This is a genomic window from Catellatospora coxensis (genome assembly GCF_016862635.1).
Lineage (GTDB): Bacteria > Actinomycetota > Actinomycetes > Mycobacteriales > Micromonosporaceae > Catellatospora > Catellatospora coxensis.
In genome coordinates this window covers 20086-32440 of record NZ_BONI01000033.1, presented here as the reverse complement: position 1 = coordinate 32440, position 12355 = coordinate 20086, and the positions used below count along the sequence as shown (strand labels likewise).

10 protein-coding genes are annotated in these 12355 nt (G+C 69.1%); 7 read left to right on the top strand and 3 right to left on the bottom strand.

What is annotated here, in order from left to right:
• Positions 1 to 452 precede the first annotated feature (452 nt).
• Both Cco03nite_RS19980 and Cco03nite_RS19975 read left to right on the top strand, forming a co-directional pair.
• Positions 453 to 1343, top strand: coding sequence for a S8 family peptidase (locus tag Cco03nite_RS19980; protein ID WP_203693666.1), 891 nt, complete (start codon positions 453 to 455; stop codon positions 1341 to 1343).
• A 199-nt stretch (positions 1344 to 1542) separates the two neighbouring features.
• On the top strand, positions 1543 to 2430 hold the full coding sequence (locus Cco03nite_RS19975; RefSeq protein ID WP_203693665.1) for a cyanobactin maturation protease PatG family protein: 888 nt from the start codon (positions 1543 to 1545) through the stop codon (positions 2428 to 2430).
• A 409-nt stretch (positions 2431 to 2839) separates the two neighbouring features.
• Here the strand turns inward: Cco03nite_RS19975 and Cco03nite_RS19970 are convergent, their stop codons facing one another.
• On the bottom strand, positions 2840 to 3835 hold the full coding sequence (locus tag Cco03nite_RS19970; protein WP_425546893.1) for a Vgb family protein: 996 nt from the start codon (positions 3833 to 3835) through the stop codon (positions 2840 to 2842).
• 628 nt (positions 3836 to 4463) lie between these two features.
• Between Cco03nite_RS19970 and Cco03nite_RS19965 the strand changes: the two genes are divergently transcribed.
• From Cco03nite_RS19965 to Cco03nite_RS19945, 5 genes are all read left to right on the top strand, one after another.
• The gene (locus Cco03nite_RS19965; RefSeq protein ID WP_203693663.1) at positions 4464 to 5036 is read left to right on the top strand and encodes a hypothetical protein; all 573 of its coding nucleotides are present in this window, start codon (positions 4464 to 4466) and stop codon (positions 5034 to 5036) included.
• 177 nt (positions 5037 to 5213) lie between these two features.
• Positions 5214 to 8099, top strand: coding sequence for an AbfB domain-containing protein (locus tag Cco03nite_RS19960; protein ID WP_203693662.1), 2886 nt, complete (start codon positions 5214 to 5216; stop codon positions 8097 to 8099).
• A gap of 103 nt (positions 8100 to 8202) precedes the next feature.
• On the top strand, positions 8203 to 8385 hold the full coding sequence (locus tag Cco03nite_RS19955; RefSeq protein ID WP_203693661.1) for a hypothetical protein: 183 nt from the start codon (positions 8203 to 8205) through the stop codon (positions 8383 to 8385).
• 141 nt (positions 8386 to 8526) lie between these two features.
• Positions 8527 to 9555, top strand: a complete 1029-nt coding sequence (locus tag Cco03nite_RS19950) for a beta-ketoacyl-ACP synthase III (protein ID WP_203693660.1) — start codon at positions 8527 to 8529, stop codon at positions 9553 to 9555.
• Between the two features lie 37 nt (positions 9556 to 9592).
• A complete protein-coding gene (locus Cco03nite_RS19945) occupies positions 9593 to 10159 on the top strand; it encodes a DUF6000 family protein (protein ID WP_275412063.1) in 567 nt (188 codons plus the stop codon).
• A 25-nt stretch (positions 10160 to 10184) separates the two neighbouring features.
• On the opposite strand, the gene Cco03nite_RS19940 is transcribed toward Cco03nite_RS19945, so the two are convergent.
• Together Cco03nite_RS19940 and Cco03nite_RS19935 are read right to left on the bottom strand one after the other, a co-directional pair.
• Positions 10185 to 11387, bottom strand: a complete 1203-nt coding sequence (locus Cco03nite_RS19940) for a cytochrome P450 (RefSeq protein ID WP_203693658.1) — start codon at positions 11385 to 11387, stop codon at positions 10185 to 10187.
• Between the two features lie 55 nt (positions 11388 to 11442).
• On the bottom strand, positions 11443 to 12300 hold the full coding sequence (locus tag Cco03nite_RS19935; protein ID WP_203693657.1) for a sulfotransferase family protein: 858 nt from the start codon (positions 12298 to 12300) through the stop codon (positions 11443 to 11445).
• Positions 12301 to 12355 lie beyond the last annotated feature (55 nt).

The following is a 12355-nucleotide window of genomic DNA, read 5'->3' as shown; positions in this document are numbered from 1 at the left end:
GGCTCGATGAGCGTCCGCCGAGCGCCAATAGCGGACCTGATCGGCCCGTCCCCGGCCGGGTTGGACAACCGGGAGGACGCCGCGGAACACGGGTATAGGACGCTGCACGTGGGGGGCCTCCTTGCCTCGGGGTGGTCGACTTGTCGCTCCGGCGCTTCGAGGGCTAAGCCATCGCCGATCACTTGCCGGTCACGCGATCGCGCGCCTGTCCCTCCTGGCTGACTTCGCAATGCGCGCCCTGTTGGCCGATCCCCGCCACGTCCCCCGCCGCCCGCAACGAGCAGAACTGCAATTGAATGCGCTAGGTCGCCTGCACATTGGAGAATGCGTGTTGCCGTTTGCGGCATGTCGCCGAGACAACCGAGGTAGCGTCAAAATTGCCATAGTGGCTCGCTCGGCAGCTACGGCGGCTCAGCATCTGCCTAAACGAGAACGAGAGCAGAGTCATTTCGATGGAACCATTCGAGCTGGTTCGTCTGACGCAGTTGATGAGCATGACCCGCGGTCGCCGCGACGTGGTGGTCGGTGTGCTCGACGGCCCCGTTGACAGCGATGTGCTCGGCACGGCCCACGCCGGCTCGGTGCTGACGCCGGCCACGGCGGTCGCTGACGGGCGTGGGTTCGTTCCGGGCCCAGCTTGTCGACATGGCACCCTCATCGCCAGCATGCTGGTGGCCCCCAGTACGAGCCGCATGGCACCGATCTGCCCAGACGTCACTCTGCTTATCAAGCCGGTATTCCGTGAGCGCAGCATGGACGACCCGCGACTCGCCTACGCAACGCCGGACGACGTAGCTGCGGCGATCGTCGAAGCCGCCGACGCCGGCGCCACGATCATCAACCTCAGCGCTGCCATTGACCGCCCTGGCGTCGGACAGGAGCGCGAACTACAGCTGTCGCTGGCACATGCGGCCTCACGAGGAACGATCGTCGTGGTCGCCGCCGGCAACCAAGCCTCGGTAGGGGGTACCGCGTTGACCGGCCATCCGTGGGTCATACCGGTGATCGGTTACACCCGCGACGGCCGGCCGGCCGGGTACTCCAACCTCGGTGCTTGCATCGGCCGTCGCGGGCTCGGTGCCGCCAGCGAACGGATCTGCGGGCTCGGACCCGGCGGGCGTCCAGTGACGGCATCGGGCACCAGTCTCGCCACGGTGTTCGTGACCGGGGCGATCGCCCTGCTGCGCTCGCTGTTCCCAGATGCCAGCGTCGCGGAAGTCAAGCACGCGACCATCAGCGGGTCGCCCCGCCGTACGGGCGTCACCCCACCGCTGCTTGACGGCTGGCGCTCATATCAGCTGCTCGCGGCTATGCGAGCCGGACTCCGGAAGGTGACCCGATGACTCAGGAGAAACGGCGCCCGCGGAGCATCCGGCTGCCGGGCTTTATCAAGGACGAGGATGTCGGCCTCGGTGATGTGATCAAGCGTGCTACATCGCTGGCTGGTGTCAAACCGTGTGGCGGCTGTGCCAGGCGAGCCAGGCTGCTTAACAGTTGGGTCGTGTTCACCCGGCGGCGTTGAACCAGAGAGGAAGGACGGACATGGACCTGATCGACGAGGAAGCCGAGACACCGGCGCTGCCAATTCCGACATCACCTGGGATGCCTGCCGTATCGCCGGCCCCACCCGTGATGCCGGAGCTGGCTGCGCTTGCGTCGACGACGTTCGTCTACGCCATCGGGCAGATCGAGGCGAGATTTCCCAGTCTGGCTGTGGAAAAGGAGTTCGCGCAGGCCCTCGCCCAAAGTGAGACCGACGGCCAGACCGACGGGCAAGCACTGCGATCGGTGCTGTCCGACCGCAGCTTCCGTTACCTCGCCCGCCAGATGTGCTGGGTTTTGTTGATTGAAGGCCTGGAGACATACCTGCTCGTGCCGCAGGACTCGACCGACCTCGAGCTGCTGACTGACGCGTTACGTTCGGGGCCCCGGACCACGGACGTCGATGTCGTCATCGGGGTCCGGATGGGCATCGCAACGCCCGAGATGTGCAGCGGGCTGGCGCTGCCCATCGTAGCGTTCGATCAAATCTATTCCTTCGATCGCGACGACTTCGTCCAGTCCATCCCATGCCCTGACGGGCGCTCTGGCGACGAGAAGTTCCGCGACGTCGCGGAGGAACTGTTCGACCGGATCGGGCAACTAGCCGACAACGCTGGCGCGACCGATGAACATCGCGCGCTGAACTACCTGGCCGTACGTTACCCGGCCGTCTACGAACGCGCAGCCCAGGCCTACGGCAGCGGAGCCACCTTGTCGGGGGTCGAGGTGAGACGTTCCCGACTGAGCGGGAGCCGGTCCATCGTCGACGTTATTTTCTCGTACACCGATAGGCGTACCGACGTGACCGAGCGACATTTCACCCGCGTTGACGTAACTGAGGAGTTCCCCTTCCTGGTCACGAAGATGTCGCCCTTCTACGATCGCTGAAAGGCCATTCGCGGTGGACAGGCGGGCAGTGCCTCCGTACGCGGTCTAGATGGGACGGCACGCGGCCCAGAGGTCCGACATCACTTCACCCGTCGCCGCGCAGTCGGGTTGTATGCACTGCCAGCGTTGGCAGTGGCAGTCCGGCCCTCGCCGGTCGGCGGTGCGCGCTGCCGATAGCGGCGTCACGATCAGGCCTAGCAACTACGTGGGCGGCGATCGAAACGAACACCAAAGTTCGAGTGCGGGCACAAATCGATCTGGCACGCAATGATGTTCCGACCAAGAGGATCGAGAGTGAGCCGAATGATCTCAGCCCGCCGGCACGTCAGCTTTGCGGCAATTGGCACCTTACTGATCACCGCTTTCGGGTTGCCATCCACAGCGGCCAAGGCTTCGGCTGCCGGCCTTGCTACGCCGTGCCCGTCAAGACGATTTTGCCGACGCGGTTGCCGTCGTATTCCATGAACCAGAGATTGCCGTCCGGCCCAGCAGTGATACCGAACGGTCCGCACCCAGCTGTCAGACCAGTCGAGTACTCGGTGATCACTCCAAGCGGCGTTATCCGCCCGACCCGGTTGCCGTTGAACTCGGTGAACCACAGGTTGCCGTCCGAACCGACCGCGATTCCCGCCGGAGAGCTGTTCGGCGTGAGTCCGGTGGAGTACTCCGTGATGGCTCCCGTCGATGGCGCGATCTTCCCAATTCGGTTGCCGTCATACTCGGTAAACCACATGTTGCCATCGGGGCCCGCCGTGATGCTGGTCGGCCCGGAGTCGGGTGACAGACCATCACAGGCCGAGAACTCGGTGATCGCCCCGGTCGAGGGAACGATCCTGCCGATCCGGTTGCCTTTGTACTCGGTAAACCATAGTGTGCCCGCCGGTCCGGCGGCGATATAGGCCGGACCACCCCCCGGCGTAAGCCCGCTGAAGTACTCGGTGATGGCACCGGTCGACGGCATGATCCTGCCAATCCGGTCGCCCTGCCCCTGCGTGAACCACAGATTCCCGTCAGGCCCGGCGGTGATGCCGAGCGGGTATCCGTTTGGCGTGAGACCGGTCGCATACTCCGTGATGGCACCGGTGGCGGGGACGATTCTGCCGATCCGGTCGCCGAAAGCCTCGGTGAACCACATATTGCCGTCCGGTCCGGCGGTGATCGCACCAGGGATGCCACCCAGGCTCAGACCCGCCGAGTACTCGGTGATGCCACCGGTCGCCGGCACGACCTTGCCGATGCGGCCGTACTCGGTGAACCACAGGTTCCCATCTGGTCCCCCGGCGATGATCTCTGGAAAGCTGCCCGGTGTCATGCCAACGCCGTATTCGGTGACGACACCAGGCAAGCTGCCGCCGCAGGCACCCGATGATCTGGTCTCTGCCCTTAGCGCCGGTGAGACGGTCATAAACGGAGCGCGGTCGACATCGGTAGCCGCTCCTCGAGCCTTCATAGTTTCACTGACCGACATTTCAGGCACACCCCCCACGTGTTCGGCTGTGACGCGCCAATACCGGTTACCGGGGACCTCGTCCTGCAAAGCTTTAAATCCGAACGCGCCGGTGGTCCGGCATCGCGCATCGGATCGCACGCGCGATCATGACAACGATAGTGCTCGCGGCGAGCTTGCGGTGGCAAGTTACCCACTTCGGACCACGTGCAACATGCGTAGTGCAATTGCGCGTCGGCTCATCCGGCAGTTCCATGCGGCGGTCCAAGGGTCATCGGGCCGCTGTCAAGTCCGGGTTGTCGGCGACGGCGATGACACTGCTGTGGCGCAGAGGCGCACGGCACACACAGTGACCCCCGACGTGTGCTCGGACACGCGGCCGCTTTCCCACATGAGTCGTGGCGACAGTGGAAATGATCATCGGCAACATGTAGGCACCCGCGGGTTTCAAGAGAACGAGATCTATCTGCGTAAACGGTTGCCCGCCGCCCGGGACACTCTGGATGGGAGCGTGCCCATTGATCTACGCTCATCGCTGCGCCCTGCCCGGGGTGCGCCCCCCGCGAACCGAACCGAGGTAACCGGTATGACCGAAAACCCGTCCGCCCCCGATCCCATGTCGACTCCCGAAGGCGTACCCACACAGGCCTCCGCCTGGCGCAACGGGCTGACCGCCGTCACCGCGCTGCTCGCCGCCGCGCTCATCGTCCGGGGACCAGGCGACCTGGCCGACCTGCACGTGGCGGTGCAGGTGCTCGTCGCGGCGCTGCTGGTGGCGGGTTTCGCGCTGCTGGTGCGCGCGATCCTGGTGGCCGCCGCCGCGGCGACGGCCGGATCCGTGGCCGGTGAGGTGGCGGGCGCCCGGCGGTTTGCCGTGGCAGGGGTGGCCCTGGTCGGGTTCGCCGTGCTCGGGGGATGGCTGGCCCCCGCCGCGCCCGCCTCCGCCGAGCTCATCCAGCTCACCTACGACCACGGGATCATCTGCGGTCTGGTCTCGCTGGAACCCGACGGTTATGTCACCGTGCTGCCCGACCCGGGTCAGCCGGAGAACCGGATCACCGCGAAGGCCCGCACGCTGGTGCCGATCTCCTCTATCCACGGCATGACCGAGGTCGGCGTGTGCGAGCCGCCCGCGACCCTGCCCACGCCCGCTCCCTGACGCCCGTCGGCGACCGTCCCGGCGCGACCTCGCGCCGCCCGTGCCCGGCGACGGCCGGCACGGGCGGCAGCGGTCGGGCGAAACGTTTCGGAATTCGTTGACTCCCGGGTACGCGCACGTTAAGAAGTGACGGCAGTGAATGTGATCGCTCACATCCCGCCGTCCCTGGAGGAGCACATGCAGCATCGAGCACGGCCCATCCTGCTCGCCGTCGTCCTCACCGCCGGGCTGGCCACCGTGCCGGCCGCGCCCGCCGCGGCCGCGCCGACCGCATGGCTGACCGTCGACGCCGGCCACACCACGGCCGCCGTCAACAGCACCCAGTTCGGGCACATCGTCGAGGACATCAACCACTCCGTCGAGGGCGGGCTCAACGCCAACGTGGTCCGCAACGCCACCATGAAGGAGAACGGCATCTCCTCCTGGTCCCTGCTCACCGCGGGCGGCGGCAGCGGCTCGGTCGCCCTGGACACCGCGGGCGGCCTGAACGCGGCGAACCCGAACTCGCTGCGGCTGAGCATCGGCGCGAACGCGGCAGGCCAGCGCGTCGGGGCCGCCAACGCCGGGTTCTACGGCGTCGGCGTGCGCCCGTCGGCGACGTACCAGGTCTCCTTCTTCGCCCGAGCCGATCAGGCCTTCGGGCCGGTCACGGTCAGCCTGGAGAGCAACACCGGCACCGTGTACGCCAGCGCCTCGGTCGGCACGGTCGGCACCGGCTGGGCCCGGTACACCGCCACGCTGACCGCCCCGGCGTCCGCGCCGGTGTCGACCGCCAACCGGTTCGTCGTGTCCGCCAACGGCGCCGGCGCGGGCCGCACCCTGTGGCTGAGCGTGGTGCAGTGCAACGCGCCGACCTTCGCGCCCACCGGCAACATCCGCGCCGACCTGCAGCAGAAGCTCGCCGACACCAAACCGGGCTTCATCCGGGTGCCCGGCGGCAACTACCTCGAAGGCAACGTGATCGCCAACCGGTTCGCCTGGAAGAACACCATCGGCGCGGTCGAGCAGCGCGCCGGCCACCAGAACGACGCCTGGGGCTACTGGTCCACCGACCACTTCGGCCTGCTCAACTACCTGCTCATGGCCGAGCAGGCCGGGGCCGAACCGCTGCTGGGCGTGTTCGCCGGATACACCCTCAACGGCAGCGTGACCCCGCAGAACCAGCTCGCGCCGTACATCCAGGAGGCGCTGGACGAGATCGAGTACATCACCGGCAGCACCAGCACCACCTGGGGCGCGCGGCGCGCCGCCGACGGGCATCCGGCCCCGTTCCCGCTGCGCTACGTCGAGATCGGCAACGAGGACTGGTTCGACGGCAGCGGCAGCTACGACGGCTACCGTTACCCGATGTTCTACGACGCGATCAAGGCGGCGTACCCGCAGCTGCAGATCGTCGCGTCGATGCCGGTGACCTCGCGGCCCATGGACGTCATCGACGACCACTACTACAGCGGCAACCCGGCCGGGATCGCCGCGCTGGCCACCCGCTACGACAGCGCCGACCGCAACGGCCCGAAGGTGCTCGTCGGCGAGTACGGCGTCACCAACGGCAGCTCCACCAACCCGACCGGCACCCTGTCCGGCGCGATCGCCGAGGCCGCGTTCATGACCGGCCTGGTCCGCAACGCCGACCTGGTCATGGGAGCCGCGTACGCCCCGGCGCTGACCTCCGTCGACAACTGGCAGTGGTCGTCGAACCTGATCGGCTTCAACGCGGTGTCGTCGTACGGGTCGCCGTCCTACCACGTGCAGCAGATGTTCGGCACGCTGCTCGGCGACCACGTGGTGCCGGTGCAGCTGACCGGCGCGTCCCCGGACGTGCGCGCCGTGGCCACCCGCACCGTCTCCGGAACGGTCTACCTCACCGTGGTCAACCCGACGGCGAGCGCCGTCGAGACGCAGCTGACGATCAGCGGTGCGAGCAGCGTCGGCGGCACCGCGACGGTCACCACGCTGACCGGTGACCCCAACGCCCGCAACAGCATCTCCGCCCCGAACACCATCGCGCCGACCACCACGACCACCGCGGCCGGGCCGAGCTTCGTGCGCACCTTCCCCGCGAACTCGGTCGTCGTGCTCACCCTGTCGACCACCGGCTCGGCGACCCCGCTGCTGGCCGTCGGCAAGGGCGCGTCGCTGCGGGCCACCACGCCCGGCTACACCGACCGGTCCGTACGCCACTCCGGCGGCGTCGCCGTCACCTCGGTCATCACCGCCGCGAGCACCGCGACCGACAAGAAGAACGGATCCTTCCTGGTACGGGCCGGGCTGGCCGGCAGCGGCTGCTACTCGCTGGAATCGCGGGACAACCCGGGCAGTTTCCTGCGGCACTACAACTACCAGGTGCGGCTGGCCGCCGACGACGGCAGCGCCCAGTTCGCCGCCGACGCGACGTTCTGCGCCGCCGACGGCAACAGCGGGCAGGGCGTCTCGCTGCGGTCCTACAACTTCCCGACCCGCTTCCTGCGCCACCACGCCAACCAGGTGTGGATCGCGAGCAACGGCGGCACCCTGCCCAGCGACTCGGCCGTCAACTGGGCGCAGGACACCACGTGGCGGCTCACGTCGGCCTGGTGGCGCAGCGACGCGAACGTGACCGCCGGGTCGTACCAGTCGCTGCAGGCGACCACGCCCGGCTTCACCGACCGGTACGTGCGCCACCAGGGCTACCTCGGCTACACCGCGCAGGTCACCGGCGGGTCGAGCGGCACCGTCAAGCAGGACGCGACGTTCCGGATCGTCGCGGGGCTGGCCGACAACTCCTGCTACTCGTTCGAGTCGCGCAACTTCCCCGGCTACTACCTGCGGCACTCCGACTACCGGATCCGGCTCGACGCGTACGCCGCCACGCCGCTCTACGCGGCCGACGCGACGTTCTGCGCGCAGCCGGGCAACAGCGGCACCGGGCTGTCCTGGCAGTCGTACAACTTCGCCAACCGCTACCTGCGGCACTACAGCAGCGAGGTGTGGGTGAGCGGCAACGGCGGCACGCTGGCCGCCGACGCCCCGGCGAACTTCGCCGCCGACACCAGCTGGCTGACGGCCGCGCCATGGGCCCCGTGACACCCCGCTGAACAGGCAGGCGCCGCCCGCGTCGCGGCGCCTGCCTCAGCTGACCGTCGGCCGGCCGCCTCGGGTCTGGCGCGGATCGCCTACCGTCCGCGTCATGGAATGGTTTCTGGTTTTCGCGGGTGCGGCGGCACTGCTGATCGTGACCATGGTGGTCGTCGGGGCGAGGCGCAGCAGGCGTCGCAGCCACCTCGACCCCTCCCGGGACGGGTACTTCGGCGATCGTGAGGCCCGCCCGCCGCACGGCCCGTTCGACTCGAACACCGACAGCTCGTTCTGAGCCGAGCGTGGATCTTGGTGTCGGCGAGGTCACGCCTGGATAACACTGTCGCCACCATGCCCTGCGGTGCCGGGCGAGCGCGGTGATAATCACGATCCGCGCCATCGGGGGACCCCCGCCACGATCCAGGAGCCGCACACGATGCCAGCACAGACGCCCGCACCGGCCGGACGCGGGATCACCGTTCCGGACCTGGTGTCCCATGCCCGCATCCTCGGCCTCGGCGGCTACCGGCCGCGCCGGGTCATCACCAACGAGGAGATCTGCACCTGGATCGACTCGACCGACGAATGGATCCGGACCCGGTCCGGGATCACCGAACGGCGCTGGGCGGGGTCCGACGAGACGCTGGCGTTCATGTCCGTGCAGGCGGCGTCCGCCGCGCTCGCCGACGCCGGAGTCGACGCGGCCGACATCGGCTGCGTGATCCTGGCGACGGTGTCGCACCTCGAACAGACCCCGGCGCTCGCCCCGCAGATCGCCCATCAGCTCGGCGCGGTGAACGCGGCGGCTTTCGACCTCTCCGCCGGGTGCGCCGGGTTCTGCCATGGAGTGGCGCTGGGCCGGGACATGATCCACAGCGGCAGCGCCCGGTATGTCCTGGTGATCGGCGCGGAACGGCTCACCGACCTCATCGACAAGAACGACCGGGCGACCGCGTTCATCCCCGGCGACGGCGCGGGGGCCGTGGTGATCGGCCCGTCGGAACAGCCGGGCATCGGGCCGGTCGTCTGGGGCGCGGACGGCAGCCAGGCGGGTGTGATCAGCCAGACCCGCGACTGGAAGTCCTTCGCCGACGACCCGAGCGGGCCGCGGCCCATCTGGCAGATGTCCGGCCAGCAGGTGTTCCGGTGGGCCTCGTACGAGATGGTGCCCGTCGCGCAGCGGGCGCTGCAGGCGGCCGGGATCACCGTCGACGACCTCGACGCGTTCATCCCGCACCAGGCCAACCTGCGCATCATCGACGCGATGGTCCGGGCCCTCAAGCTCCCGGCGGACGTGCCGGTGGCCCGCGACATCGCCGAGGCGGGCAACACCTCGGCGGCATCGGTCCCGCTGGCCATGGAGCGGATGCGACGCGACGGCCAGGCCCCCAGCGGGGGCACGGCGCTGCTCATCGGCTTCGGCGCCGGGCTCTCGTACGCCGCACAGGTCGTGACCCTGCCCTGATGGCAGGGAAGCGCATGCCCCGTACCGCCGTTACGTCCTGGGCCCGCGCGACAGCGACCGCCGGTACCTCAAACTGCTCGGCGGCGGCAGTTTCGTCGACAACCTGCCCGCCGAGCAGGCCATGGAGCTGATGCGCGGGCTGTGGGCGGACGCCCGGCGCGTCGGCGACGACGAACTCGCCGCGATGCTGCGGTTGCCCGACTGGCGTCCACGCCTGACGGCCGCGTGGCTGATCGGCCTGGACCGGCGCACCCGGTTCCGGGCCGAACTGGCTGAACTGCTGCTCGCGAGCCAAGTCGCCTACGCCGGCAAGGGCTACGCGTTCGCGCTCGCGCGGTTCGGCGAACCGTCCGACGCCGAGGTCCTCGTCGCGTACCTGGAGCGTTACCTGCCGTCGGGGCTGCCCTACGACCAGGGCTACGTGCTGGACTCACTGGTGTATCTCGACGACCGGCTGGGCACCGGCCATGCGGCGCGGGTCGTTGATCCCACCGGGCCGTGGTGGCAGCCCTGGTTCGGCGTCGACGACCCGGGTGGGTTCGGTGCTCGGATCGCCAAGGTCTCCGCGTACGCCGACGCGACCATGCCCCCGGCCGGGGATTGAGGCCGTCGCGCAGGCTCCATGTGCGTCAGGCGAGGATGACCGGCAGGTGGGTGTGGCCGCGCAGCGTCAGCTGGGCGCGGTACGCGGGCTCGCCGGAGAGCGCCAGCCGGGGGAAGCGGGCCAGCAGGCGGGGGAACGCGATCTGCGCCTCGGTGACGGTGAGCAGGGCCCCGGGGCAGAAATGCAGGCCCGCGCTGAAGGTCAGGTGCGCGTTGTCGGCGCGCTCGGGCTGGAACGTGTCCGGGTCGGCGAACCGGGCCGGGTCGCGGTTGGCCGCGCCGAGCAGCACCAGCACCGAGGAACCGGCCGGCACGGGGACGCCGTCGACCTCGGCGTCCACCGCGGTCCACCGCGTCGTCAGCTGGGCCGGCGCTTCCAGGCGCAGGAACTCCTCGACGTAGCCGGGCGCGAGTTCCGGCTGCTCCCGTAGCCGCTGTGCCGCGTCCGGGTGGCGCAGCAGCACTTCGAGGCCGTTGCCGAGCAGGTGGGTGGTGGTCTCGAACCCGGCGTTGAACACCAGCACCAGCGCCGACAGCAGCTCCTCGTGGGTCAGCGGGTCGTCGTCCTCGCCCGCGGCGGACAGCACGGTCACCAGGTCGTCGCGGGGGTCCTGCCGCCGCTGCCGGACCAGGTCGGTGAAGTACGCGCTGAGTTCGGTAGCGGCCTTGTCCGCCACGGCGAACTTGTCGGCGCCGCCCGCGTCGAGCACCGCGCCGATCGCCGACACGTGCGGCTGGAACCACGGGCGGTCCTCGGCGGGCACGCCGAGCAGTTCGCCGATGACGTTGGAGGGCAGCGGGAAGGCGAACTCCTTGATGAAGTCGACCTCGCCGTCCTGCTCGGCGAGGCGATCGAGCAGGTGGTCGACCTGCCGGGTGACGGTCTCGGCCAGGGCGGCGACCCGGCGGGCGGTGAACTCGCGCGTGATCAGGCGGCGCAGGCGGGCGTGCTGGTCGCCGTTGATGAACATCATCGAGTTCATCAGTACGGTCAGCGACGGGTGTTCGTGCCAGGTGGGCAGCTGTCGGGCGAGCTGTTCGGCGTCCAGGACCCGGAAGGCCGGGTCGCGCAGCACGCGGCTGACCGCGTCGTAGCCGTGCACGACCGCCGCGTAGTGGCCGGTCAGTGGGGCGACCGGGCCGACGGCGTGCAGGGCTGCGTAGTGCGGGTACGGGTTGCGGCGGCCCTCTTCGGTGTGCAGGGCCTGGAGCGTGGCAGCGGCGGACACCCGTCACATCATATTGATGAATGTGGATGTAGTGCGCCAGTGTCGGATGTGCGACTCACGTTGAGTAGCCGAACTGCTGCACGATGTCGCCGTACCGCGCGGTGATCGCCTTCAGGTGCACCTCGCTCAGGTGGTTGCGCCAGTCCCCGGCCACCCCGCGCCGGTAGTGGCTGTGCACGTCCTCCTGGCCCGGCCGGCGCCCCTGCGACAGCCGCTCGAAGGAGAACCGGGCCAGGGCTCCCGCGACGTGCGCCTGCGGCAGGCGGCGCAGCGGCACCGGCGGCAGGAAACGGCGGGCCCGGGCCAGCGAGCGCGGCGTCTCGCGCCGGTCGGCCAGGTTCCAGGTGGACGCGGCGTGCCGGAGCCGCTCGAACCCGCCCGGTGCGACCAGGTCGAGGTGGGTCAGCGCACGGGTCCAGGTCGCGTACGGGTCGGCGACCATGTCCTCCATGCGCAGCTCCAGCACGCCCGGGTTGGCGTAGTTCCACTCGCACATCGGGTCCAGGAACACTCCGCTGAACTCGATCTCGGCGAGCAGCCCGGCCTCGACGTCGACCTCGGACAGCACGCGCCGGTGCGCGACGAGTTCGTGCCACACGATGCCCATCAGCTGCTCGGGGTGGCTGTTCCGGTGGCTGAAGTAGCCCGAGACGATGATGTCGCGCGGGTCGCGGATGACGTTGAGGCCCCGCAGCGGCGGCAGCGTCTCGAACTGGGCCTGGGTCACGTTCGTCATCACCAGCAGGTCGGGCTGCTCGGCCCGGACGTAGTCGCCGACGCTGGCGTGCCCGGCCCACTGGTCGGGCACGTGCACGGTGAGCACCTTCAGGCCCAGCGCGTGGGCCGCGTCGTGCAGGATGCTGCGCGCCCAGGTCGAGGCGGTCTTGTGGCGTCCGAAGAAGGCGCGCAACATTGAGTGCTCCACGTGTCGACGCAAAGTTACAGTCGCACGTGTCTATCTGTATCCG

Bases quoted from the DNA above. Each gene is read 5' to 3' on its own strand.
- Cco03nite_RS19980 (WP_203693666.1), top strand. From the start codon at position 453: ATGGAACCATTCGAGCTGGTTCGTCTGACGCAGTTGATGAGCATGACC.
- Cco03nite_RS19975 (WP_203693665.1), top strand. From the start codon at position 1,543: ATGGACCTGATCGACGAGGAAGCCGAGACACCGGCGCTGCCAATTCCG.
- Cco03nite_RS19970 (WP_425546893.1), bottom strand. From the start codon at position 3,835: ATGACCGTCTCACCGGCGCTAAGGGCAGAGACCAGATCATCGGGTGCC.
- Cco03nite_RS19965 (WP_203693663.1), top strand. From the start codon at position 4,464: ATGACCGAAAACCCGTCCGCCCCCGATCCCATGTCGACTCCCGAAGGC.
- Cco03nite_RS19960 (WP_203693662.1), top strand. From the start codon at position 5,214: ATGCAGCATCGAGCACGGCCCATCCTGCTCGCCGTCGTCCTCACCGCC.
- Cco03nite_RS19955 (WP_203693661.1), top strand. From the start codon at position 8,203: ATGGAATGGTTTCTGGTTTTCGCGGGTGCGGCGGCACTGCTGATCGTG.
- Cco03nite_RS19950 (WP_203693660.1), top strand. From the start codon at position 8,527: ATGCCAGCACAGACGCCCGCACCGGCCGGACGCGGGATCACCGTTCCG.
- Cco03nite_RS19935 (WP_203693657.1), bottom strand. From the start codon at position 12,300: ATGTTGCGCGCCTTCTTCGGACGCCACAAGACCGCCTCGACCTGGGCG.